Source organism: Kordiimonas sp. SCSIO 12610, assembly GCF_024398015.1.
Lineage (GTDB): Bacteria > Pseudomonadota > Alphaproteobacteria > Sphingomonadales > Kordiimonadaceae > CANLMI01.
Window position 1 is genome coordinate 1,157,300 of record NZ_CP073747.1, and the last position, 24,981, is coordinate 1,182,280.

Sequence of the window (24,981 nt, forward strand, 5' to 3'; positions counted from 1 at the left end):
CCTGATAACCAAGCAATCACGGAAAGAGCGCCCTTGGGCGCTCTTTTTGTTTAAGGGATTAACTGTTAGGGCGGGACACTTAGATCGCCTTACTTTGTGATTTTGAGTTTGGTTTCATGTTTTTGGTTTTGGCGGTGTCAGGTAAAATTGATTGACTTGTTTTACGCCGCTTGTGTCCATCAAGAGACTTGATTTCAGGAATGCATCAAAATCAGCCTGGCTGTCCCACTCAACCAGAGTGGTGAAATCAGGTGTGTAATCATACCCATAGGGTGAACGGGCATCGGTTAGGTTTAATTTCATCACACCGCCATATTGATCTATCTTTTTCAAAAAGCTCTCTTTGAACAGCATAAATTTCTGATCGTCCTTTTTCCAATAAGATGTCAAAACCTGTATCTTGTTACGGTCAACGTCAAAACTGATGTCTTCTTTGATTTCGTAATTGGTCATAAAAAATGAAGACCAGACATCAAGGCGCTTGGAATATAGATCGGGAACAGCGGCCAGCAGGGTTTTTAGCGCCGTTTCACGGTCCTTGAAATTCCCTGGCCAGCTACCGAATATCAGACTGTCGGGATGGATATTGCTTTGTATAGGATTGCGGGCAATAGTGAAGCCACCGTTTCCTTTGTAACCCAATGCCCTTGCTTCTGCGATGGCGGCGCGGGCATATTCATTAAGGGCTTTGCCTGAGTTTGCTTTTTGTTTCAAAAGTAGAAAGTCAACAACGTGACCTTTCTTGAATGTGTAGGTCTTTTTTGTATCCTCTTGTGCGTGGGCATGTAGCGCGAATATAGTAAACGCCAGCACCATCATAGATTTTGTCATCATAAATTTTGCCATCATAAATCTCATGTATCGTTTCATCGCTGTCTTCCTTTCTGCGTGCATTTTCATCATGGGCTTTGAAACCTCTTGCCGTTGATGAAGGGGTTAGAATGAGATGGTTGACCTCGTTTTCATAAAGGATGCAGAAGGGGAAAAAGAAGGCCTGACAGCGCACACAATATGTGCAAATATGCACATCATGAATTGGGATGACCTAAGAATATTAGAAGTATGTGTTCGCTGTGGCTCTTTCTTAAAGGCTTCGGAAGAGCTTAGTATGAGCCACACATCGCTATCACGGCGCATAACCAAGCTTGAGGATGACCTGAAGGTGACCTTGCTTCACAGGTCTACGGCCGGTATTACCCTGACAGATATTGGTATATCTATTTTTGCACAGGCGCAGGAAATGGCCTCTGCAGCGTTGACAGTAAAAAACACAACGCAAAATGCCGCTGATATGGCAGGTAAAATCTGTTTCGAAACGATTGATGCCACGGCCTTTAACCTGTTGAAGTATCTGGGTGAATTTTCAAAGCTTTACCCACAAATAGAAATTGACCTCAGACTTAATCAGAATATGGTCAATTTGGACCGCGGTGACGCAGATGTGGTTCTGCGTGCCACCAACGCACCCCCTGATGATTATGTCGGCTATCATCTGGCGGACCATGCTTTCGGTATATTTTGCTCAACAGAATTGCTTAACCAGCATCCTGCGACCGCACCCCTGGAGGACTTGCCATGGGTCATGTTCAGTGATGGCTGGAGCGACGATTGGCTCAAGGCGCTGAATATTTCACCGAAAGTCGTCATGCGTGTGAACACTGCGCATGGTTTGGTACAGGCCGTTCGCGCCGGTATCGGTGTGTCGTTCCTTGCGTGTTATGGTATTGCAAACGATGAAAATTTTGTCTGTCTGCGTGCACCACGAAAGGAATGGCATCTTCAGATATGGCTTTTATCGCACAAGACTATACGGCGGAATGAACGGGTGAAAACTTTTGTGCGGTTTTTGCGGCAAAAAATAGTTAACGATAAGGACCGCATTGAAGGCAGGATTGGAAGCCCAATGCGGTCGCTGGAACCCGCTATTCGCTAGCTTTGATCCGATAAAGCATCTGTTTTACCTTATTTCAGGGATTGATATACCCATTCAACATAAAGGTCTGTCCAGTTTGCGATTGGTTTTTGTGCGCCCCATGTATCTTCAAAGGGTGCAAGCGGTTTGGCGGTAATCACCTCACTAAGGCTCATGCCCTCGGACTTTAATTTGGCAATAATCTCGCGCGTTGTTGTTAGTTTCTTCAGATGATCCTCAAGGTCCGCTTTTTTGCTCATCGGCCCGTGACCAGGGATGATTTGCGTATTGTCATCCGCAAGCGAAAGGCCAAGCTTCGCAGCTTCAATCACGCCGTCGATGCCGCCGCCATTATCGACATCAATGAACGGATAGGGCGAGGTTGTGAAGGTATCACCCATATGGATCACATTGGCTTGCTTGAAATGGACAATGCTATCGGTGTCTGTGTGCGCGTTTTTCACATGAATAACATCAGCATCGTCACCGTTTAGGTGCAGTGTTACACCTTCCTGAAAGGTCACTACCGGAAGCGCGATATCTGGCTGCGCAGGGGTTCTGGCGTTGAAGGCCTTTACAAATTGTTCTTTCGCCATCCGTAAGCGGACATTTTTATGGGCGACAATAACGGCGCCGTGCTTGCCAAGGTTTTCATTGCCGCCTGAATGATCAAAATGAAAATGCGTGTTGACCACATAACGGATTGGCTGATCGCTAAACTCACCGATCGCAGCTTTGATTTTATCGGTTAAAGGGGCAAACTGATCATCAATCAGAAAAACACCGTCTTTGCCAGCTGATACGCCTATATTACCGCCAGCACCAAAGAGAACATAAACATTGTCGGTCAATTTTTCAGCGCGAATTTGAACATTGCTGAAATCCTGTGACACAGCGGACTGCGACATCATAGTTCCTGAAAATAAGGCTGTTGTTAAAGCAAAAGTTCGCAGAAAATTTGTGTGAATATTTTTCAGTTCTCGGTACATAAGGGACTCCTTGAAGGTCAATTTCCGGAGCCTAACATGCTCGTTTGTTTGGATAAAGAACCGAGTGAATTTTAGCAAAAGCGGATTGAATTAACTGCTCTGTTTTCAGAATGAACACAGATTCAATGTGGGCTTCTTAGTTTGGAAAATGGCGCGTAATAGTTTGAAGCAAATAAAAAAGGCGACCATTGGCCGCCTTTTCCATGTCATTTAGCCTTCTCCGCGTTAGAGGCTGAAGTTTACTGCGAGGAAGAACTGGCGACCTGTATCAAATACAGTTGGGAACGTATTACCATTACCAAGCGGCGGGCCAGACGATAGGCTAACCGGTGCTTGTGAATTGAAGACGTTCAAAATGCCTGCGCGCAAATTGATGTTCTCGTTAATGGAATAGTTACCAGCCCAGTCAACATAGTTGATCGTTCTCAGGCGCTGGTCCACAGCTGGTGCAGTTGCGGATTGGTTGTCAGTACCCGCAAAATAACGCCATGTCACAGTTGTCGAGAAGTCCCAAGGAGTATCCCAAGAAGTCTGAAGAACGTGACGATAATCAGGGTTCACTGGCTGTAGGTTGTTACCACAAGCATTACCAAAGAAGCCTGCACATTCGATAACGTCACCGCCAGGGAAAGGCGTGAAATCGAAGGTGTCGAGGTATGTTGCAGCATAGTCGAACCGCAGTTGTCCGATATCACCAGCACCAATATCCGCTAGATCAAAGCTGTAGTTTACCTGGAAGTCGATACCAGATGTCGTAAGCTCAGCGATGTTGAGGTTCGTGGTTGTGAAACCAAAGCCCGGTCCACCAGATGCGAGTGAGCCAGTTGGGCTTCGCTGCACGAGGTCACAGAACTGAGCTTCGCCGCTTGCAAGACAGTTATCAAGGATAACCTGCGCACCAATACCTTGTGAGATCGCTTCATCAACTGAAATGTTGAAATAGTCGACAGAGATCGTTAGGCCCGGTACGGCTTCCGGTGTGATCACAACACCAACAGTATAGGTGTCTGATACTTCTGGGCTCAGGTCAGGGTTACCACCTGTTAGGACCTGTGTTTGACCAGAGATCACATCAAGAATGTTACCAAACTGTGCCGCTGTCACGCCTGTGTTCGCACACTGTGCCGCTGTTGCGATTGGAGCATCTGTTGCACATGGATCAAATACACCAACACCGTTTGCGTTTACGCCAGCCTGATTGAGGTTCGCAAGACCCTGGTTTTGGCCAACGAATAACTCAATCACGTTTGGTGCACGAACCGCACGTTGGTACTGTGCACGGAAACGCACATCATCAACCGGCGCCCAAGTTAGGGAAACACCATATGCATCTGTATTGAAGCTATTGGATGCACCGTTACCGTTTGTGCCATAATCAGAATAACGATATTCACCACTAACGGTTAATTCCTTGAAGAAATCAGCGTCGGTAATGATCGGGATCTGTAACTCACCGAAGAATTCAGTAACGTCGATAGACCCTGAAACAGGAAGCGTTGCACCACCAACGCCTGTGAAGCCGCCGCCTGGTGTCTGGCTGATCTGGTCAGGCACAGATTCGAGGATATCTTCACGGTACTCAACGCCAAGAAGCAAACCAACATTCGCATCACTCCATGGTGACTGAATGCCATATTCACTGAGGTTGGTTTGTACGTTACCGCCAACAACAATCTGCTCGGTCATACCTCTGGTGAGGCCAATACCCTGAATAAAGTCAAGGGCTTCCTGGGTTACGAGCGATTCACCGTTCGCACCGCGCTGGAAGATATTGTAAGGCACACAGCCGCCAGATTGATCACGGCACACAAGGTTGCCATCAGCATCTTCAACAATGAAGAAAGCCTGTTGCACATTGGATGTGATGAAATCGTTGGTTTGAGCGCTCTCGTCATTGGCGCGAGCAAACTGACCAAAGACTTCAAAGTCCCAATTGTCAGCAAACTGACCGCGAAGGCCACCAACAAGACGCCATGCTGTGTTATTCAGGAAGGAGTTACGCGGGCCACCTTCTACGTTACGGTGCGAAGCCGTAATGCCGCTGACATCACCCGGTAGCAAGCCTGTATCTGCATCTGGAATGTTACAGCCGAACAGGTTGAAGAGTGATGTTCCTGTGCCATCTGGACCAGAGCCACCTTGAATAAGCGGGTTATCACAGTTGATAGAGAACGCGCCCGTTCCAAAGGACGCTGTTGGTGCGATTTGGGCGTCAGACGAGTTGTTGGTGAACGAGAAATCTGCATAGGCTGTTAAGGTCTCAGTGAGGTCATAATGGCCGCGTGCATAAATCTGGAAACGTTCGCTTGGGCGTTGGAAAAAGTTGAAAGGCCCAAAGTTAAAGGTATTGGAAGGTGTACCAGAAAATGGTGGATCGGTAATTGTACCATCAGCTTCCTGAAATGCCGTTCCGCCCGCGCCGCCAAAGAGGCGGAAGTTACCAGAACCCACGCAACCAAATCCGCCAAAGCTGGTTACCGGATCGGCACTTGCACCGAGGGCACACGCTGAAATCGAGCGATTATCCTGTGTAATCGCGGCGTTAACCTGATAGCTTGCGTAGATTGTTGCGTTACCACGGCCATCTTCGGTGTTTGCACCGATTGTAAGCGCAAGGTTAAGTTCTTCACCGTCTACGGATGACCCCGGAACCGGCTGCCCGCCTGCGCGCAGAACATTGTCAAACAGTTCAACACCGTTTCCATTTTGTGAAAAACCGCCTTGGGCATCAAATTCGATACCTTCAAAGTCGGTACGCAGAATAAAGTTGGCAACACCGCCAACCGCATCAGAACCGTAAACCGCAGATTTACCGCCTGTTACCACATCAACCCGCTCAATGAGTTGCGGTGGAATGATATCAAGGTTTGGTGCAACAAGGTTCGGCGTTGCAACCGTTGATGTACCGTAAGGTAGGCGCTTGCCATCGATTAACACGAGCGTACGCTGCGCACCTAGTCCGCGAAGGTTAAGGGTTGCGGTACCGGAAGCACCATTTGATACCTCACCTGCTTGGCCTGCGAAGACCTGTGGTAAGATATTTACAAAATCTTCGATCCGTGTGTTACCGCGGATGTTGATCTCGTCTTTGCTAACCGTCAAAACCGGCGCTGCGGCTGTGAGGTTTTTATTCACATTCAGGCGTGTACCTGTAACAACGACTTCTTCAACATCATCGTCTGTTGCTGCATCGTCCTGTGCCAATGTTGCCGTAGATACAGCACCGAGCATACATGCTATCAGTGACGTACTTTTTAGCAAATTGTATTTATAATTTTTGGATTCGTAGAATGACACGAATGATCCTCCCTGTGAGCTTAAAATATTTTATGCCGTGATGGCATTGGGGATTGTGGTTGTGTCGGGGGGATTAATTCACGCAAATATCGGTAAATGACATTGAAAAACTTAGTAGAATGTGTCGGTTGTGTTGCAACCGAGTTACAAAATTTACCTTTAGAGATAAACCAATTTCCTAGCGCTAAGCGAAAATCCTAGCACCTTAGATAGAGCAGGATTGGCCGCGATTTTCGAGAAAACGAATCACTTTGTCGTTTGATATGTCGGGCATCAAATTTAAGCATGAGAAAAAGGATGTGTTTCTCAACTGCAACAATAAAAATCCTTTTGCTGGACGGATTTATCATGTGCTCTGCTTTTGATTGCGCGGAAACACCGTTTTGTATATCCATCACGGCAACCACGCTCTTATGCACAGGGTGGGTATCAATATACAGTCAGACCAGAAAGAGGAGGGTCGCATGCAAAACAGCTCAACAGACATCACCCTACTTATTAATTTCTGGAAGATGGATGATACCCAATGGGCATTTCTTTCTCGGGTGGTAAAAGCCGCCTAAATATTCTTATCGGTAAAGAAACCGATTATTTAAACTACATACTATTCATGAAGACATGTGGTTCCCAAATCATAGGGGGCTTATGTGATGAATGATATTACGAAAACACATATTGTTGCCTCGAAATCAAGCTGGATCGAAGGGGAAGCCGTTCGTCAGCTCGAGCAAATGGCAACACTTGATGGCATGGTACGTGCTGTTGGTATGCCGGATTTGCATCCTGGCAAGGGCACACCCGTGGGTGCGGCCTTTGAAAGCAGCAAGGTTATTTATCCTCATTTAGTAGGGAATGACATCGGCTGTGGTATGGGGCTTTGGCAAACGGATATTTTGAACCGTAAGGTCAAGTTGGATCGTTTTGTCAAAAACCTTTCAGGGTTAGAGCAACCTTGGACTGGTAATATTTCAGATCGTCTTCAGTTGGCAGGGCTCACGCATGAGGGCGCGTTTTCGCCGCTTGGCACTATCGGTGGCGGCAACCACTTTGCTGAATTGCAAAAGCTGGAAAAGGTCTATGATCAATCTCTGTTTGATGGGCTTGGCTTGGTTGATGATAAAGCAGCTTTGTTGATCCATAGTGGGTCTCGTGGACTGGGTGAAGCGATCCTTCGCTCGCATATAGCCAAATATGCAGGCGAACCACTCCATGAGGGAACGGATGATTTCAGCGCCTATATTAACCGCCATGATGATGCGGTGAAATGGGCAATTGTAAACCGCGAGGTTATTGCAGATCGTTTCCTCGATTGTTTGAATGCATCTGGCACAAGAGTACTTGATATTTGCCATAATAGCGTTACGCCGTATGGACGGCATTGGCTCCACCGTAAGGGCGCAGCACCCTCTGATAAGGGTGCGGTCGTTATTCCGGGTTCACGCGGTGCAATCACCTATGTGGTGCAGCCTGTGCGCTCAGCGTGGGATATGTCCCTGTGTTCGCTGGCCCACGGTGCTGGTCGGCGTTGGAAGCGTAGCGAGGTGAAGGCAAAGCTGTCCAAACGCTACAAGGTGAATGACCTGACGCAAACTAAACTGGGTGGTCGGGTAATCTGTGAAGATAAAGACCTTATCTTTGAAGAGGCCCCCGAAGCCTATAAGGATATTGAGCAGGTTATGACCGACCTTGCGGACGCTGGGTTGGTTAAATTGATTGCGAGTTACCGACCGCTCATCACATATAAAACGAGGCGCGTATGACGGAAAAAACTGAAGTATGGCTTTTGATATCGGCGGGCGATGGTCCGCGCGAGTGTGAGTGGGTTGTGTATCACTTGTCATGCGCACTATCGAAGGAAGCCGAGAGCTTTGGGCTAAAGTGGCGCGTAGTGGAAGGTGAGGATAAGCCTGAGAAATCAAGGCTTATCCAAATCAAGGGCGACGGGGCTAGTACGTTTGCGCGTAATGTCACTGGTTCCGTAAAATGGATCGGCGAAAGCCCTTATCGTCCGCATCATAAACGCAAAAACTGGTTTGTTGGTGTTTATGAATTGCCAATGCCTGAAGCCGTGCCTGAACTGGATACCCGTGATATCAAACTGCAAACGATGAAGGCATCGGGACCAGGCGGGCAGCATGTGAATAAAACCGATAGTGCGGTGCGTGCGACCCATATGCCAACAGGCTTGCAGGTTGTATCGCAGGCAGAGCGGTCACAGCATGCAAACAAGCGCCTTGCTATCCTGAAACTTGCTTTGAAGCTCGCGGAGCAAGCGGAATTACAAACCGAGGCCGGTAAGGAAGCAGCATGGCGCAAGCATCATATCCTTGAACGTGGAAACGAAGTTCGAACCTACGTTGGTATACGGTTTAAAGCCAAAGGCCACTAGTTAGCATAGAGCATGGGTATAAACGCGCTTGGATCATGAGTTTGATATAATCGCTAGATGTTGATTTATCTGGCTCAGGCATTGAGTCATAGAAAAAGGCGGCCGTGGCCGCCTTTTATTTGGAATGCTTTCGTTAGCTTAGAAGCTGAACTGAAGCGTAACTGAATACCGTCTTCCGAGTGGGTCGTATGTAGACGGGAATACGTTACCTGTGTTGAACGCAGTTGTACCAGCGTTGCTACCAACAACCTCAGGGTCGTTATCAAACAGGTTTAATACCGCTGCTGTCAGGTTCAGGTTTTCTGTAAGATTGTAGCGAACAGTCAGGTCAAAATAGTGTTCGCCGCCGATCCGTGTGAAATCGTCACGGAAATCATCAACAGGGGCAACGTTGCCGTTTGCGCCGAGGAAGCTATCAAGCTCAAGTGGCTCAGCTTCCACTGCGTCAATCCAGCGCCATAGAAGTGAAACGTCCAATTCGTCAACAGTTAATGTTGTTCTGTTAGTGAATGTGAACTCAGGCTGGATTGAACCAGAGAAGTTACAGTTGATACTAAAGAAGCCAACACATTCACGATTAAGCGAATTCGGATCATTCTCATTGGCGTTAAAGGTACTTGAGTTTGTCCAGTTACCGTTAAAGCTATTGGAGATTGTACCAAAGCCGGCGTCGAAGCTATAGTTCACCGCAACATCGATACCGTCTGTTTCCAGGCGGCCCTGGTTCGTTAGAACCTGTGGTAGACCAGCTGTTGTCGCTGTTGAACCAAATAGGTTACCTGTTGCCGGATTACGGCGAATTGACGTACAGGCTGCGCTATTTGCTGAAGCACCACTGATATCAAGGTTGCCTGACGCAAATCCATTACCAAAACAGCTGGCAAGAATGTCAGACGCTGTTGGGTTTGTGATCGCGTTTGTAATCGAGATGTTATAATAATCAACAGTTACAGAGAGACCAGGAACCGTCTCTGGCTGCCAGATTACGCCGATAGTATATGTATCTGCGTCTTCTGCTTCTAGGTTCGGGTTACCGCCGTTGGTTACGTTAACCTGACCAGCAGGGTCAACGATGATAGCGCCGATTGATGTTGCCGGAGCGCCCTGAGCCAAACAAATAGCCTCAAGATTTGCATTATTCTGCGGAGCGGAACCAGAACATGGATCAACACCAAAGTTATCCAGTCCGGTTACTTGCGGCGCAAACAATTCGCCAATATTTGGCGCACGTGTTACACGTTGGTAGTTACCGCGGAACTGCACACCGCTAACTGGTGTCCATGTACCACCAATTTTATAGGTATATTCGTCGCCAGTTGATGAATAGTCAGATAAACGACCACCAAGTTGCAATGTTAGTTCCTCAGCACCGGCTACGCCTTCTACAATCGGCACAACTGCTTCGGCAAACAACTCGTAAACGTCATATGAACCACTTGAGTCAGGGTTTGCTGCACCGTTACCCAAAACTTCGCCGGGTGTTTGCGAAAGCAAATCTGATGATGTGGAGGCGCTATAGTCACGGAATTCAGTACCAACCGAGAAGCTTATTGGTAGTTCGGATGACGGCAGGCCAAAATCAAGATCACCGCCAATGAAACCTACAATCGACGCGAGAGCCGTTGATGTACCATTAGAGTTTCCAACATCAAGGAACTGTTGAACGTCAGGTGTTAAGCTACCAACTGGTCCAAACAGGTTGATCGGTACACAACCATTTGACGGGTCCAGACAGGCATCTGCACTTGTAGACAATACAGACTGTTGCAGGCGGCTTAGAATACCGTTGCCTGATTGCTGTGAATCGATTGTGCTTTCACCGTAAGCAGCTTCAACCTGCCATGTTAGGTTAGAAACAAGGTCACCGCGTGCGCCTGCCTTGATCTGGAACAGGCGGGTTGTCCGTTCGTTGTTACGCGTTCCGAATTCAACAAAACGTCGACCAAAGTCAAGATCAACCGTTTGGAAGTTTGGATCGTTTGGATCAGTTGCAACTGCTGCGGCATCACAAGCAGCTTGTGAAAAGAGCGGTTGCACGCCAGCAGTGTTCGCATCCGTATCGAGGCCACAAATCTGGTTACGAATACCACCATTCAAGAATGGATTGGAAAGCGGCGTCGTTAAAACGTTTCTGAATGTACCAGAGGGTGCAATTCGTGTTTCGTTTGTACTTTGAACATAAAGTGCTTCCGAGAAGACCTCAACGCTGTCATTCACTTTATAGTTTGCGGAACCATAAATTCTGAATTGTTCCAAAGGTAATTGGAAAAGGTTAAACGGGTTAAAGTTGAATGGGCGATCAAATGGAACAAGCGAGTTGCCGTCTTCGGAAATCTGAAGCGTACCGCCTGTGGTCCCCGGAACAACAATCACGGACGGAACAGTTGTGCTTGAACCACCAGGGTTTCCTGTTGATGTATTAATATTGAAGGCACCAAAGTCTCTGGCCCCTTGAGTAACCGCGTCACGGTCTGTGTAGCCAATGCTGAGAACAGCATTACCGCGACCGTCGTCAAAGTTTGCACCAGTTGTTAAATCCACACGGAAGGTATTACCATCGCCTTCTTCTGTGATTTGGTCTGATACACGGAAATCAAGACCTTCAAAGTCTTGTTTTGTGATGAAGTTAATCACGCCTGTGATCGCGTCGGCACCGTAGGTCGAGCCTGCACCGCCCGTTAGAACCTCGGTGCGTTCAATAAGCGCAACAGGGATAACATCAATGTTGGTAATACCAGCAAGGCCGGCAGGAACAACACGGGTACCATTTAAGAGAACGATGTTTCGATTTGCGCCAAGGCCGCGCGGGTTAACAAAGGTGGAACCACCGTTACCATTGTTCACTTGCGCGCTGATACTTGGAACGAAGCCAGGAATTTCACGTAAAAATTCCTCTGCAACGTTTACCTGACGTAGATCGATTGTATCCGAGTCAACAACTGCAACCGGGCTTGCCTGCGTTAAGTTTGCGTTGCGGATGCGTGTACCGGTAACAACAACTTCTTCGACGCCTTCATCCGATGAAGCATCATCCTGTGCCATAGTTGCTGTTGATATGCTGCCAAGCATACATGCGAGGAGCGAGGTGCTTCGCATGAGGTTACGCTTGTGTTTACCTGAGCTTATGAACGACATTAATCATTCTCCCTTAATCATATACGACTGTGCCAAAAGGCATGGGAGAATTGTTGTTCCAAACCTAAGTTTAGGCACGCCAATAAGTATTGGAATAATATCAATGGGTGTGAATTTGTGACACTTGTGTTGCAGGCGAGATACAGAAAATATCTATATATATAAACTATTTATCACATTTTAATCTATAGATTAAACGATCGATAATGATACTTTAAATTGCATTCTAACTTACGAATCATTTTTTATGACTTTAGGGGTAAAATTGAGACTTTAGTTTGGATTCTAAAGACAATATGCAGGTTTTTTAAGAGTAATAATGCTAATTTTGTGAGGCCACGCATCTGAATTCAGAAAGCCGACGGTCGGTAGTTGAGGGTAATAACAGTGTTGACAAAATCATATGTGTTGGTGATTACTGGTCCTGTTCAAAAATAAGAGATTTGATGTCCTGATAGTGAAAGTATGCTTTTCGCATACACCATTGCAAAAAACCTGATCGGTCATTTTGACGATCCCTTTTTTGCGCCTAAATCCTGTTTAGAAAATAACTGACATTCTTAGTATTTGAGAGTGATCGGTATTGCTTGAGGACTTTTGATCAATGATCAGAGACTATCAATCCGCTGATTTTAATCAGCTTATCAGTGCGTGGCTTGCCGCCAGCAAACTTGCGCATCCTTTTTTGACTGAAGAGTTTCTGCGAAAGGAAATTGCTAATATTAGGGATATTTATATCCCCAACACTGAAACAGCCGTTTATCAACATGGTGACACAGTCATCGGATTTATTTCGTTGATGGGTGATGAGGTTGGTGCCATTTTTCTTGATCCCAAATATCACGGACAGAAAATCGGCAAGGCATTAATGGACCACGCTGCCGATCAGCGAAACCGCCTTGAGTTGGATGTTTTTAAGGCGAACCACATTGGACAGCAGTTTTACTTTCGTTATGGGTTTCAGAAACTTTATGAGCATATGCATGAAGAAACCGGGAATATGTTGTTACGGTTGGCGTATACCCCACCAAAGAGCAATTATATTTGAGTTAAATATCTAAAATTGAAGTAAAACGGATAAGGGCGGCATAGAGCCGCCCTTTTTCAATTTAATGTAAATGATATTATTACCGTATTTCGCTTTCCGGCTTGCCGTGCCAGTAAAATGGCTTCGTGACCCTGTCACCGGTCACTTCCTCATTAAGCGTATTGGCGTCGAACAGGCGTCCATTGATCATAACCTTTTCGACCTTGTCGGTTTCACGGATGTTTTCTAGCGGGTTACCATCGATAACCACTAGATCCGCGAGTTTGCCAACCTCAAGCGAGCCGATATCTTTTGCCATGCCAAACTGCTTGGCTGGATTGATGGTTGCTGTTTTTATGGCTTCCAGCGGGCTCATGCCGCCCCTTGCGAAGCTCCACATCTCCCAGTGTGATCCTAATCCTTCACGCTGGCCGTGGGCACCGATATGAACGCTGACGCCGCGGTCACCGAGCTGCTTTGCGAGTGCCGCGTTTTCATCATCACCGTAGTCGGCTTCTGGCGCGCGTTGGCGGCGGACAGAACGGGGTTGCAGAATACGCGGTGGTACAAATTTGGATAGGATCGGGTGCTTCCACACCTCAGTATTATCATACCAATAATCTTCACCGCGCACGCCGCCGTAGGCAACAACAAGTGTGGGGGTAAAGCCAACCTCGGTTTGTGGCCAAAACTCCAGCACATCCTCGTAGATATGCTGGTTCGGAAGCGTGTGTTCGATGCTGGTGTTGCCGTCCACGACCATATTCATATCCATATGATAAAGGGACCCACCTTCCGCGACCACCATCATGCCTTCGCGGCGGGCGGCATCCACAACCTGCTGGCGCTGGTCACGGCGTGGCTGGTTATAATTTTTCACGCTGATGGCGCCCTGTGCCTTGAGGCGGCGGATATGGGACAAGGCATCATCAATGCTGTCAATCGGGGCCCAGATCGTTGTTTTGGCGCCATATACAATCTCTGCCGTTGAATAGATACGCGGCCCTAATGTGACGCCAGCGCGGGCATATTCACTCGCGGCGAACACTAGGTTGGCACGGCTTGAAGGGTCATGAACGGTCGTTACGCCGAGGGCTAGGTGCGCAAGCGTGGACCAGTTTTGCTTGGGCACGATATTGCCTGTGCCGTATGGTCCGTGGGCATGAATATCAATAATGCCGGGGATGATGGTTTTTCCGCTGGCATCCACCCTTTTCGCGTCTGAGGGGATCACAACACTGTCCGCGGACCCTATTGCCTCAATCCGGTTATCGCGGATCAGGATCGTGCCGTTTTCGATGACTTGATCATTATCGTTCATGGTTGCAATGCGTGCGCCCACAATCGCGGTCAACCCGCTTGGTTTGTCCGCGTTCGCAGTGATTGAAATATCAACCCCGCCTTCAGGGGCCTTGAACCCATCATTATAGGCGTCAGCAACCTGAACAGATTTCATCGTCGGGCCAAGCGACCAGTGCACGCTTTTGCCGTCCTCGGACCAGCCCAGATAAATCCCGCCGTCACGGCTTAGGCGCTTAACCGGAAGGTTACCGCCTTTGGGCGATAGTTTGATGGCTTTCCCGGTTGTCGGTAGCGGTGAGACAAAAACCTGATAGTTTTCACGCCATGTGACCCAGTTCCCGACAGGGGATACGATCATGTCGGTCGCTTGTTCGCTGGTTGCGATCTCGCGCCGGTCATTGCCGTTTTTATTCACAGAAAACAGGGTGGTTTTGTTTGGTGCGCGGCTAATTGCATAAATTCGGCCATCGGCACCGAAATGGGGTTGGTTCCCGCGCTCTGTCACAAATTTGGAAACACCGCCTTTGGCCGGCATCATGTAAATACCCGGCTTTTGCCCCCAGTCTGGGTTCAACAGGCCGCCGCCTGTGCGCTTCCGGTATAGAAGGGTGTCACCGTCTGCGGATAAAGACAGGTCAACAAAATGCCCTTTTTCACGCGACAGGATTGTCGATTTACCGCCGCGCACATTCACGCGCCGAACAGTGCTAAGTTCTTCATCGTCCCATGTGGTATAATAGATACTGCGACCGTCCTTTGACCAGACAGGGAACAGTTCAAACACATCATCCTTATCACGGCTGGTGAGGCGGCGGGCTTTGCCGTCCTCGCCTTTCACATAAAGTTTGCCGAGCGATTCAAACACCACTGACTTACCGTCTGGTGAAGGGGCAGCAAAACGGACCATTTTGGTTTTGAAAGTATCGGGCGCCACATCAACATCAAACTTTGGTGCGGGATAAATTGTGCGGCTGTCCTTCACTTCAAACGGAATATCAGTCACCGTATTCGACGTGATATCTATGCGGTTTAATTTCCCCTTTGCCCAGAAAACGATGGATTTGCTATCGGGTGTCCAATCCATGTTTGGGTACATGCCCTGTACGCCCCATGTTTCCTGCATGTCTTGATCCATGCCTTGATGGATCATGCGCTCTTCGCCGGATTTCAGGTTCATCAGGAATAGTTTGGACTGTGCGCGCACCCGCTTGATATAGGCGATATACTGACCGTCTGGTGAAGGGGTAGGGCGCACCGCACCACCGGGGCCACCAACCACATTATCAATTTCGCCAGTTTTCAGATCAACCTTGCGAATATGAAAGATTTCACGGTTGCTGTCCTGCGCATAGATAAAGGTGTTTCCGGGTGTTGCGTTCTGGGTGTAATAAATGGCACTTCCGTCCGGCGTGAACATAGGTTCACCGAGCTCTTTTTGATACTGTGCGTTCGGGCGCTTCACAACCTGCACACCATTGCCACCATCGATGTGATACATCCATATCTCGCCCGTGCCGAGTGACCGCGCGGTGGTAAAATGCTTGCGCGCCGCGATATATTTACCGTCTGGCGACCAAGTAGGGTTATTCAGAAGGCGGAAACTTTCCTTGGTGATTTGTTTCATGTCAGAACCATCGATGTTCATGGTCCAGATATTGTCACCGCCAGCGCGGTCGGATGTGAAGGCGATTTTGCTGCCGTCCGGGCTGAAGCGTGGTTGCATATCCCATGCGACACCGCTTGATATATTTTCGGCCTTGCCGCCGCCGATTGGCATGCGGTAAATATCACCGAGTAGATCAAAGACAATCCATTTACCATCCGGGCTAACGTCCAAACTCATCCAGGTGCCGTTTGTGACATCAATATCAACAGTTTTGCCCTGAACTGAAAGGGGTGGGTTATCCACCTTCCAGGCACCGTCATGATTATCGAATGCGGTCGCGCTTGGCGCACTCAAAAGCGTTGTTGAACCAAGCAAGCCAATAAGCGTTAGTGTTTTGACAGTTTGGCTAATCGTTTTGGTAAGCGGTGATAGTGTGTGTGGTATTTTCTGTGGCATGATTTTGCCCTCCCATCATGCAAGTGAAAATAATCTAGTATTTTAGATATTTCTGAGACCCCATCTCTTGACCCTGACCATAAACCGCGGTGCGCTTGCTCGCAAGTCCGGTCTGCATCAATTCTCTTTTATCATGCGCAGGGGTATCATGGGTGCGGATACCATGAACGCGGATATCACGAACGGGGAATTTAAAATAATCGGCAGCAAATTTCGTGAATAAGGCAGAATGTGGCGCCGTTTGCGATAAGATGTGCAAAAAATCAGATAGGCGCTATTGAATTAGTTTATGGATGCCCTACATTAAAGGTGTAGCAAGCAACAAGGCTAAAAATAAAAGAAAGCCTAAAATAAATTGCAGCTACAACGACAATGAATGACAGCAAACCCGGTTGGTGAAAATACGCGAAAACGCGACAGGCCAACCAAATGAAAACATCAGCTTATAAGCGGCATAGACCGCAAACAGTTGGTAAAAGCGAGGATAAAAAATGTTTACGAATTTTATGGCTTCAACCCACCAAAGCTCTCCAGCAGCCGTTGTGATGAACGGTACTGAAGCCCAGCTAACCAGTTGTACATCAAGCACAAGATCAGCACGTCGCAGCCGCAGGTATAACCGCACTGGACGCTAGCTGAGACAAGTTCCGGATAGTGTTCTTGATCCGGAACAAATGTTTTGAATTTGCATTGATCCGAAAATAAGAGACCCCTTACTTTTATTCTGCCCTATCAAGCAAATTCCAGCCGGGCCGCTTGAGGTCAAACCCTGACCCTAGCCCCTTATTGACCTTAATGGCCCGGCTTTTTTCTTCAGATTGGATTTTAACTGTATCCAGAAGAAGTTTTGTTTTGAGCATACATAATAAGCCTGATCAAACTCCCAAGGTTGAAAAAGGCACCCTTGATGAACTTTATAAACCCCACCAGGTTTGGCACTGCGCTCCCAACGCAGTGCTTTTTTTATTTTCTGTAAATATTTATGTAATAGTATGGTCTGAAATATTGTTTAAGTAATTATCAATAATACTGTTTTTGTAGGTGCTAATAAATTTATAATTACATCGCAGTTAAGCTTTTGAGGTTTTGGAATAATGAAATTACCCGTTGATTACCGTGAATGGGCTGTACTTGGCAGGCATGCTGAGGCCTTGAAATCTCGAAATTTAATTGATCATTTTGCTGCTAACCCTGATCGCCATTCAGATTTGACAAAATCGGTTGATACATTGCGTGTCGATTATTCTAAAAATCACATAACGGCAGAAACAATCGCACTTTTTGGCGCTTATGCTGATGCAATTGACCTTGAGGGTTTAAGGGCAAAGCTATTAGGCGGTGAGGTGGTGAATTTTTCCGAAAGTCGGCCTGCGCTTCACACCGCGCTGCGATCCGCAAACCCGATACCAGCCAGCATGGGTGAACCCGTTGCAGCCCGCGTTGAGGATGAGCGGGCAAAGCTGTTTGATGTTGCAGACAGGCTCCGTGCAGGTGAGATTTTGGCGGCGGATGGTAAACCCTTCAAGCACATCATCTTCCTGGGTATTGGCGGGTCCTCGCTTGGGCCTGCGCTTTTGATGAAAGCGCTCGGTTATAGCAATGAAGCAGCGTTTGATGTGCATATTGTCTCAAACATTGACGCGCATGCCCTTATGCCTGTGCTGAATAACTGTGAGGCCGTCCGCACACTATTGATTGTAGCCTCCAAAACCTTCACAACAACTGAAACTCTTACAAATGCCGAAACTGTCCAGCGCTGGATGAAAGACAGTGGTGTGACTGATCTGAATGCACATCTGATGGGGGTAACCGCCGCGCCAGAGAAAGCAAAAGAATACGGAGTGCCTGAAGATAATATCCTGCCGTTCGCAGAATGGGTGGGCGGTCGATATTCGCTTTGGTCAGCGATCAGTGCACCAGTTGTTTTTGCGTACGGTGCTGATGTGTTTCAAGAATTTTTAGCGGGCGCAGACGCCGTTGATCAGCATTTCGCTGAAGCACCTTTCGAGGATAATATTCCTATTTTGTCTGCATGCCTTGATGTTTGGTACGCAAATTTCTGGAACGCACAAACACGCGCCTTGTTTGTCTATGACGACAGGCTTGGATTATTGCCTGATTATCTTCAGCAATTGGAAACCGAAAGCAATGGTAAGGACCGCACGCAGGAAGGTGCATTTGTAACATGGCAAACATCACCGATCCTGTGGGGCGGGGTCGGAACCGATTGTCAGCACTCGGTCTTCCAATTGATGCATCAAGGCACGCATTTGGTGCCTGTTGAGTTTATCGGAACCAAACATGCCGACCACGGCGAAGACCTGCACCACCGGAAATTGCTTGCGAATATGCTGGCGCAGTCCGCCGCATTGATGCGGGGCCGAAGTGTTGGCGAGGCAAAGGAAAAACTACAGGGTAAGGGTGTTTCAGGCGAAAAGCTTGATCATCTCGCTGCATCCAAAAGTTTTCGCGGTAACCGACCGTCAACAACCATATTGATTGATCGTTTGACCCCGAGGGCGCTTGGAAACCTGATTGCGTTTTATGAACATAAAACCTTTGTTGCGGGAATGCTTGTGGGCATTAACCCGTATGATCAGATGGGGGTTGAATTGGGTAAGGAACTAGCGACCGAGCTGGAAGGCGTTATCAAAGGGGACGTGGACTTGCCACAAGATTATGATAGTTCAACACAAGCGTTAATTCATCATATTCAAAGTTGACATTCTACAGTTCGCTATTGATAGTCACATATGGTGTAAGTGAGCGTCTGTGAGTAGATAGTTAAGTGCCTAACGACCGAAATTTTAAGTATAAGGCCTTTATCAGCTATAGCCATAAAGATCGTATCTGGTCTGAGTGGTTGCATAAAAAGCTGGAAAACTATCACCTGCCCAAAGCTCTGCGAAAAAAACGTATCGAGGAAGGCAAGGATGTTGGTCGTTTACGACCGATTTTTCGTGACCGCGAAGAATTACCTGCCCATGAAAATATGACAGCGAAAATACTCGAAGCGGTTCGTTCTGCTGAGTATTTGATTGTTGTTTGTTCGCCTAATTCTGTCGCGTCAGCGATGGTGAATGAGGAAATCCGTGAATTCAGAAAACTGAATGGCAATACAAATATCCTGTGTCTCATTACAGAGGGAGAACCTGGGGTTTTTAATTCACACTCCAATTTGACCTTAACCGAAGCAGAAGCAATTCCAGAGAATGCGTGTTTTCCAGCTGCATTATTTGAAACAGCAGAATTTCATAAGGATTTACCTACTGCCGCTTCAAACCCACTTGCGGCTGACGCGAGGGCAGAAGGTGATGGGAAGCGAAATGCCTACCTGAAAATTGCCGCGGGAATGCTTGGGGTTAATCTTGGTGAACTGGTGCGCCGGGATTTTGTTAAACGACAGCGGCAAATCAGCATGGCGCTTGCAGTTTCAGTTGGCATTTCAGCCGCTATGGGGTGGCTTGCGTGGACGGCAATTAAGGAAGGCCGTCGCGCAGAACAACAACAAATGGAAGCCGAGGAATTCGCTGATTATTTTGCTGATATCCTTGTTGATGAACTACCTAAAACCGGACGCGAAGACTTAATCCAAGGCGTAGTCGATCGACTGCTTTCTTATTATGATGGTTTGGATATTAAATCGGCCGATGCGTTATACAGAAAAGGCTTGGCCTTCACCCGAATAGCGCATATTTTAGATTCCTACGATCAATATCAAGATTATCGACGTATTCAGCAGCAAGCAATTGATATCGCTGAAAAACTAGTATCAAAACACCCGAAAAATACCGATTATTTGTTTCTAAAAGCACAGAGCAATGGTTCTATGGCTTTGGCTATTACCTGGAAAGGTGAGCCCGAACAGGCTGTTAGATATAGTCAGATTGAAAAAGAAATCCTGCACAGATTGCTTGAAATAGATCCAAAAAATCAAGATTGGCTTAGAACACTTGGCGTTTCCTACACGGTGTCCGGTTTGGCGCATTTGCAAAATTCCGAGAATATAAAGGCCGCAGAAAGTGATTATCGTAAAGCCCTTGAGATAAGATTGGCTGCATCAAAATTGCCTGACGCTCATAATTGGGCCTTAAATCATTTGGGGGCTGCTTATGTTAATATGAGCGTTGTTCATAGCGTTAAAGGACCAATCTCAAAAATGGTGTCCTATGCTAAGCAATCTAGAGATACCTTTGAGAGCAACAGCGAACATGACCCAAACAGTGTTAATGCACATTTTGTAACCGCGCGTTCAGAGAGAAACCTTGGTCATGCGGAACGATTTGCAGGGGACTTAGCGGCTGCGCTCGAAATGTATGAAGCATCTGCAAAACATCTTGAAGATTTGCTGATGGAGCGCCCCAATAACTCTTTATGGAAACACACGCTAAATCTGGTTGTCATTGCTTACGCGGAAACGCTGATCACTGATGGAAGGTATGAAGCCGCCGCCAGATTAATCGATAAATATTCGGCTTCGATAGCGAGTTTCTATACTGGTACAGATGTTAAGAATTATCATATCGCAGCCTACTATCATGCAAACTATCTTAAGGCCCTATTTGCTTATGATAGGGGTGATGCAAATTCAGCAATTCGTATGCTTGACGATATTCTTGCTAATCTTGATCAAGATCGAAGTGCAAATATTTTAAAGGCTGCAAGAATATCTAATGTATATAGCTCTGCATACCTGACATATGGGCAAATATTGGCAGAGCAGGGGCAAACCGCCTCAGCCAACACAATCTGGCGTGAAGCGATAGAAATATTTGATCAGAATCTTGGTGCCAAACGCATGGATATCAAGGCTAATGTTGCGCAAATTTTCCTTATGCTTGAAGAGTATGAAAAAGCGCAACAGATTATCGATACTCTGGAAAGAGATGGTTACCGCGAGGTGGCTTATGTGCGGGCTGTCGACCGTGAAATCAGATCTGGCGGTATCTCAGCCCCGCTTGGCTGGAGGTCACCAGTTAGTGTTGTTGGTAAATAATAAACGCTTGAGCACATGCATGTAGGTGAATCAGTATCTGAAACACGGTTTAAGTGACATAGGCCTAGCCATTCTTAGAACGCCAGTCCCTCATTCCGTTTCACTTCTTCCATCACCATATAGGTATGCGTGCGATCAACGCCGGGTAGGGTAGAAATCGTTTCCCCTAAAAACCGTCGATAGCTCGACATGTTTTTTACCCGTACCTTTAATAAATAATCGAAGCCACCAGCAACCATGTGGCATTCCTGAATTTCCGGGACACGGCGTGTGGCATTTTTAAAATCATCAAAGGCATCTGGATTGGTTTTAATCAAGGACACTTCGATGAAGGCAAGGATCGTGACCCCGAGTTTTTCGGGGTTTAAGCGTGCTCTGTATCCCTCGATATAGCCTGCGGTCTCAAGTCGTTTGACCCGTTCAAGGCACGGCGTCGGTGACAAACCGACAATATCAGCGAGGTCAACATTTGAAATCCTACCGGAATTTTGCAGTGTTGCGAGGATGCGTCGGTCGATTGCATCAAGTTTTGGTTCTTTTTCTTTCATTATAATATTCTATAAAAATTCTAAAATCAGGATAAAAGTTTTTTAATTTATAAAATATAGCAACAAATATCCTGTTTAATCAAATATATTGGCGCAACGTAAATAACCTGTTTTGGGAGTTTTAGCGAAATGGCCGCTGATTTTTCTGTATCGACGATTGCATTTGATGATGACCGCTCACACATTAATGCCGCTTATAATAAAACTGAGGATAACCTTGTTACTGATTTGATCGGTGCTTATCCGTTTGCAAACAGTCCGGCCAGAAACGGTGTTAAAAACCGTGCGGGCAAATATGTAACTGTTGCGCGCTCGCGTGAGAGCGAAAGGGGCCTATTGGATACATTCTTGCAGGAATTTGGCCTTTCTAATCAGGAAGGCGTGGCCTTGATGTGCCTTGCTGAAGCACTGCTTCGTGTGCCAGACGCTGAAACAGCGGACCGTTTGATCGCAGAGAAAATCAAAGGCGGTGATTGGGGATCACACAAAGGTCAGTCCTCCTCCACATTTGTAAACGCAGCCACATGGGGACTTATGCTGACGGGGCAGGTTGTGGGCCTTGATACCGAGGTAACAGGAAACACCAAGTCATGGATGAAGGGGCTTGTGGGACGCATGGGCGAACCTGTCGTTAGAACAGCGATCAATCAGGCGATGAAGATCATGGGCGGGGAGTTTGTCCTGGGCCGCACGATAGAAGAAGCCATCAAGCGCGATGCCAGCCTGTCGAAAAAGGCTAAGAGGCCGCCGCTGTGCTCGTTCGATATGTTAGGCGAGGGCGCGCGCACCGATAAGGATGCTGATAACTACTATAAAACATATGCAGCAGCGATTAAGGCCGTTGCTGAAACCGATATTGCTAACCCATATGCAGGGCATGGTATTTCGGTGAAATTATCAGCACTTCACGCACGGTACGAAGATATTCAGCATGAGCGCGTGATGAAAGAACTGTTCCCGCGTATCAAATCGCTCGCGCTCGACGCCAAGGCCGCGAACATGCACCTGACGATCGACGCAGAGGAAGCAAACCGCTTGCATATTTCGCTCGATATTATCCGTGATCTTGCCCTTGATCCCGACCTTGCTGGCTGGAACGGGCTTGGCCTGGCGCTTCAGTGCTATTCCAAGCGCGCGCTGCCGGTCCTTGATTGGGTAATTGCGCTCTCAAAATCAGCAGGGCGCCGCATGATGGTGCGTCTGGTCAAAGGCGCTTACTGGGACAGCGAAATCAAGTATGCGCAGGAAATGGGCTTAGAAGGTTATCCTGTGTTTACCCGTAAGGCATCGACGGATCTTTCCTATATAACAACGGCAAAACGCGCGCTTGAAAACCGCGATGCGGTATATCCGCAGTTTGCAACCCATAATGCTCATACGATTGCAGCCGTTATGGAAATCGCTGAAACGGTGGATGACAAAAGTGCAGGAATGCCAAGTTTTGAATTCCAGCGACTGCACGGTATGGGTGACCTTCTCTATAGCGCCGTTAAGGATGTTGATACCATTCCAAATGTGCGAACCTATGCGCCCGTTGGCAATCACAAGGATTTGCTTGCTTATCTGGTGCGGCGTCTGCTTGAAAACGGCGCCAACACGTCTTTCGTTAATCGTTTCATGGATGATAAAATTGCGGTGAATGAACTTGTTGAAGATCCTGTCACAATCCTGAGTGGGTTTGAAACGTTTGCGCATCCGGCGATTGCGCTTCCCAAAGACATGTTTGGGGAAAGCAGGCTTAACGCCAAAGGGCTTGATATTACGGATCGTCTCCTTGCGCAACCGCTTATCGCTTCGCTTAACAGCCTGAAAGGCAAGGCATGGGGTGTTGGTAAATCATCCGCGTCCTCAGAGGTTGTTACGAACCCTGCCAACCGCGCAGATGAAGTTGGGCATATTCTTGAGGCGTCCGCTGACGAAGCGAAAAAAGCGGTTGGTGTTGCCTTAAGCGCGCAAAAGGCATGGGATTCGATGGGCGGTGTTCGCCGCGGCGAGATCATGGCAAAGGTTGCAGATGCGTTAGAGGCAAATTTCGATCAGTTCATGAGCTTACTCATCCGCGAAGCCGGTAAAACCTATGCGGACGGCGTTGCAGAAATTCGCGAAGCCGTTGACTTCTGCCGCTATTATGGTGATCAGGCAAAACGTGAATTTGAAGGTGCGAAAAAACTACCGGGGCCAACAGGGGAAGATAATTTATATTCGCTGCATGGGCGCGGTGTGTTTGTTTGTATCAGCCCATGGAATTTCCCGCTTGCGATCTTTATGGGGCAGGTGGCAGCAGCCCTTGCGGCAGGAAATAGCGTGATTGCGAAACCTGCCGAGCAAACCCCCTTGGTCGCAGCAGAGGCTGTGCGTATCATGCATGAATGCGGTGTGCCGAAGGACGTGTTGCACCTTGTGCCGGGGCGCGGTGAAACCGTTGGCGCGGAGCTCACGAACGATCCACGCATCGGTGGGGTCGCGATGACCGGATCAACTGCTACAGCGAAAATCATTGCGCGTGTGCTCGCGGAACGGGACGGGCCGATCATCCCGTTTATCGCAGAAACCGGCGGTCAGAACGCGATGTTTGTGGATTCAACAGCGCTTCCTGAACAGGTGGTGGATGACGTTATTCGCTCTGCCTTCCATTCGGCAGGGCAGCGGTGTTCTGCGCTTCGGCTATTGTATGTGCAAAGCGATATCGCTGACGGCGTGATCGAAATGATCAAAGGCGCGATGGATGAGTTAACTGTTGGCAACCCAGCAACGATTAGCACAGACGTGGGGCCTGTGATCGACGAGGAAGCAAGGTCAAACCTTCAGGCGCACTGTGACAAGCTAATAGGCGAGGGTAAACTTCTTTACAAGCTTGATAAAACGGATGACTTAGAGGGTGGTAGTTTCATCATGCCGCATATGTTTGAGATTAAAAGCATTGGCGAACTCGCGGACGAACAGTTTGGCCCCATTTTGCATGTGATCAAATATGCGGCTTCTGACCTCGATCGGCACTTAGACGAACTGAGGGATACGGGCTATGGCCTGACGCTTGGTGTTCACAGTAGGATCGAGGGTGTTGCTGACTATATTTTCAAACGTTCGCTTGCGGGCAATACCTATATCAACCGTAATATGATTGGTGCTGTTGTCGGCGTTCAACCATTCGGCGGAAAAGGCCTGTCGGGTACGGGGCCAAAGGCAGGTGGGCCGCTTTATATGCACCGCTTTGCCGGCGAGCGTGTTCAAACGATCAATACGGTTGCAACAGGCGGAAACGCCGACCTTTTGAGTTTGGGGTAAATCGATAGATTTTAACAGTCATAGGCTGTTAAATACCAA

Annotated in this window: 16 protein-coding genes; 9 read left to right on the forward strand and 7 right to left on the reverse strand. The window is 47.7% G+C overall.

Annotated features, from left to right (window positions below; all coding sequences use genetic code 11):
• Positions 1-114: 114 nt before the first annotated feature.
• Entirely contained in the window at positions 115-834 is a 720-nt protein-coding gene (locus KFF44_RS05260; RefSeq protein ID WP_255937913.1) for a hypothetical protein, read from the reverse strand.
• Between the two features lie 112 nt (positions 835-946).
• On the opposite strand from KFF44_RS05260, the gene KFF44_RS05265 reads away from it, so the two are divergent.
• Positions 947-1,933 carry a LysR family transcriptional regulator gene (locus KFF44_RS05265; RefSeq protein ID WP_255937915.1) on the forward strand — a complete coding sequence of 329 codons (987 nt, stop codon included), beginning with the start codon at positions 947-949 and terminating at the stop codon, positions 1,931-1,933.
• A 29-nt stretch (positions 1,934-1,962) separates the two neighbouring features.
• Here the strand turns inward: KFF44_RS05265 and KFF44_RS05270 are convergent, their stop codons facing one another.
• Positions 1,963-2,901 (reverse strand): MBL fold metallo-hydrolase, encoded by a 939-nt coding sequence (locus KFF44_RS05270; protein WP_255937917.1) that lies wholly within the window; start codon positions 2,899-2,901, stop codon positions 1,963-1,965.
• A gap of 225 nt (positions 2,902-3,126) precedes the next feature.
• The gene (locus KFF44_RS05275; RefSeq protein ID WP_255937919.1) at positions 3,127-6,132 is read right to left on the reverse strand and encodes a TonB-dependent receptor domain-containing protein; all 3,006 of its coding nucleotides are present in this window, start codon (positions 6,130-6,132) and stop codon (positions 3,127-3,129) included.
• Between the two features lie 716 nt (positions 6,133-6,848).
• Between KFF44_RS05275 and KFF44_RS05280 the strand changes: the two genes are divergently transcribed.
• Positions 6,849-7,958 carry an RNA ligase RtcB family protein gene (locus tag KFF44_RS05280; protein ID WP_255937920.1) on the forward strand — a complete coding sequence of 370 codons (1,110 nt, stop codon included), beginning with the start codon at positions 6,849-6,851 and terminating at the stop codon, positions 7,956-7,958.
• Positions 7,955-8,587, forward strand: a complete 633-nt coding sequence (prfH, locus tag KFF44_RS05285) for a peptide chain release factor H (protein ID WP_255937921.1) — start codon at positions 7,955-7,957, stop codon at positions 8,585-8,587. Before KFF44_RS05280 ends, prfH begins: the two co-directional genes overlap by 4 nt.
• Before the next feature lie 138 nt (positions 8,588-8,725).
• Here prfH and KFF44_RS05290 read toward each other — a convergent pair whose 3' ends face one another.
• On the reverse strand, positions 8,726-11,722 hold the full coding sequence (locus KFF44_RS05290) for a TonB-dependent receptor domain-containing protein (RefSeq protein ID WP_255937922.1): 2,997 nt from the start codon (positions 11,720-11,722) through the stop codon (positions 8,726-8,728).
• A gap of 604 nt (positions 11,723-12,326) precedes the next feature.
• Here KFF44_RS05290 and KFF44_RS05295 point away from each other — a divergent pair.
• Positions 12,327-12,770, forward strand: a complete 444-nt coding sequence (locus tag KFF44_RS05295; protein ID WP_255937923.1) for a GNAT family N-acetyltransferase — start codon at positions 12,327-12,329, stop codon at positions 12,768-12,770.
• 79 nt (positions 12,771-12,849) lie between these two features.
• Here the strand turns inward: KFF44_RS05295 and KFF44_RS05300 are convergent, their stop codons facing one another.
• On the reverse strand, positions 12,850-16,113 hold the full coding sequence (locus tag KFF44_RS05300) for an amidohydrolase family protein (RefSeq protein ID WP_255937926.1): 3,264 nt from the start codon (positions 16,111-16,113) through the stop codon (positions 12,850-12,852).
• A 67-nt stretch (positions 16,114-16,180) separates the two neighbouring features.
• Between KFF44_RS05300 and KFF44_RS05305 the strand changes: the two genes are divergently transcribed.
• Positions 16,181-16,336, forward strand: coding sequence for a hypothetical protein (locus KFF44_RS05305; RefSeq protein ID WP_255937928.1), 156 nt, complete (start codon positions 16,181-16,183; stop codon positions 16,334-16,336).
• A gap of 268 nt (positions 16,337-16,604) precedes the next feature.
• Positions 16,605-16,748, forward strand: a complete 144-nt coding sequence (locus KFF44_RS05310) for a hypothetical protein (RefSeq protein WP_255937931.1) — start codon at positions 16,605-16,607, stop codon at positions 16,746-16,748.
• An 84-nt stretch (positions 16,749-16,832) separates the two neighbouring features.
• On the opposite strand, the gene KFF44_RS05315 is transcribed toward KFF44_RS05310, so the two are convergent.
• Complete coding sequence (locus KFF44_RS05315; RefSeq protein ID WP_255937933.1) at positions 16,833-16,973, reverse strand: hypothetical protein; 141 nt, start codon at positions 16,971-16,973, stop codon at positions 16,833-16,835.
• A 234-nt stretch (positions 16,974-17,207) separates the two neighbouring features.
• On the opposite strand from KFF44_RS05315, the gene pgi reads away from it, so the two are divergent.
• Entirely contained in the window at positions 17,208-18,836 is a 1,629-nt protein-coding gene (gene pgi, locus KFF44_RS05320; protein ID WP_255937934.1) for a glucose-6-phosphate isomerase, read from the forward strand.
• Between the two features lie 65 nt (positions 18,837-18,901).
• Entirely contained in the window at positions 18,902-21,109 is a 2,208-nt protein-coding gene (locus tag KFF44_RS05325; protein WP_255937935.1) for a toll/interleukin-1 receptor domain-containing protein, read from the forward strand.
• Between the two features lie 74 nt (positions 21,110-21,183).
• Here the strand turns inward: KFF44_RS05325 and KFF44_RS05330 are convergent, their stop codons facing one another.
• A complete protein-coding gene (locus KFF44_RS05330; RefSeq protein WP_255937938.1) occupies positions 21,184-21,657 on the reverse strand; it encodes an Lrp/AsnC ligand binding domain-containing protein in 474 nt (157 codons plus the stop codon).
• A gap of 129 nt (positions 21,658-21,786) precedes the next feature.
• On the opposite strand from KFF44_RS05330, the gene putA reads away from it, so the two are divergent.
• The gene (putA, locus tag KFF44_RS05335) at positions 21,787-24,942 is read left to right on the forward strand and encodes a bifunctional proline dehydrogenase/L-glutamate gamma-semialdehyde dehydrogenase PutA (RefSeq protein WP_255937940.1); all 3,156 of its coding nucleotides are present in this window, start codon (positions 21,787-21,789) and stop codon (positions 24,940-24,942) included.
• Positions 24,943-24,981 lie beyond the last annotated feature (39 nt).

Excerpts from the sequence above, each read along its gene's own strand:
- KFF44_RS05295 (WP_255937923.1), top strand. The coding sequence starts at position 12,327 with ATGATCAGAGACTATCAATCCGCTGATTTTAATCAGCTTATCAGTGCG.
- KFF44_RS05310 (WP_255937931.1), top strand. The coding sequence starts at position 16,605 with ATGTTTACGAATTTTATGGCTTCAACCCACCAAAGCTCTCCAGCAGCC.
- KFF44_RS05275 (WP_255937919.1), bottom strand. The coding sequence starts at position 6,132 with ATGCTCGGTGCTGTATCTACGGCAACATTGGCACAGGACGATGCAGCA.
- KFF44_RS05270 (WP_255937917.1), bottom strand. The coding sequence starts at position 2,901 with ATGTACCGAGAACTGAAAAATATTCACACAAATTTTCTGCGAACTTTT.
- prfH (WP_255937921.1), top strand. The coding sequence starts at position 7,955 with ATGACGGAAAAAACTGAAGTATGGCTTTTGATATCGGCGGGCGATGGT.
- KFF44_RS05330 (WP_255937938.1), bottom strand. The coding sequence starts at position 21,657 with ATGAAAGAAAAAGAACCAAAACTTGATGCAATCGACCGACGCATCCTC.
- putA (WP_255937940.1), top strand. The coding sequence starts at position 21,787 with ATGGCCGCTGATTTTTCTGTATCGACGATTGCATTTGATGATGACCGC.
- KFF44_RS05315 (WP_255937933.1), bottom strand. The coding sequence starts at position 16,973 with ATGCTCAAAACAAAACTTCTTCTGGATACAGTTAAAATCCAATCTGAA.
- KFF44_RS05300 (WP_255937926.1), bottom strand. The coding sequence starts at position 16,113 with ATGCCACAGAAAATACCACACACACTATCACCGCTTACCAAAACGATT.
- KFF44_RS05260 (WP_255937913.1), bottom strand. The coding sequence starts at position 834 with ATGATGACAAAATCTATGATGGTGCTGGCGTTTACTATATTCGCGCTA.
- KFF44_RS05280 (WP_255937920.1), top strand. The coding sequence starts at position 6,849 with ATGAATGATATTACGAAAACACATATTGTTGCCTCGAAATCAAGCTGG.
- KFF44_RS05290 (WP_255937922.1), bottom strand. The coding sequence starts at position 11,722 with ATGTCGTTCATAAGCTCAGGTAAACACAAGCGTAACCTCATGCGAAGC.
- KFF44_RS05265 (WP_255937915.1), top strand. The coding sequence starts at position 947 with ATGGTTGACCTCGTTTTCATAAAGGATGCAGAAGGGGAAAAAGAAGGC.
- pgi (WP_255937934.1), top strand. The coding sequence starts at position 17,208 with ATGAAATTACCCGTTGATTACCGTGAATGGGCTGTACTTGGCAGGCAT.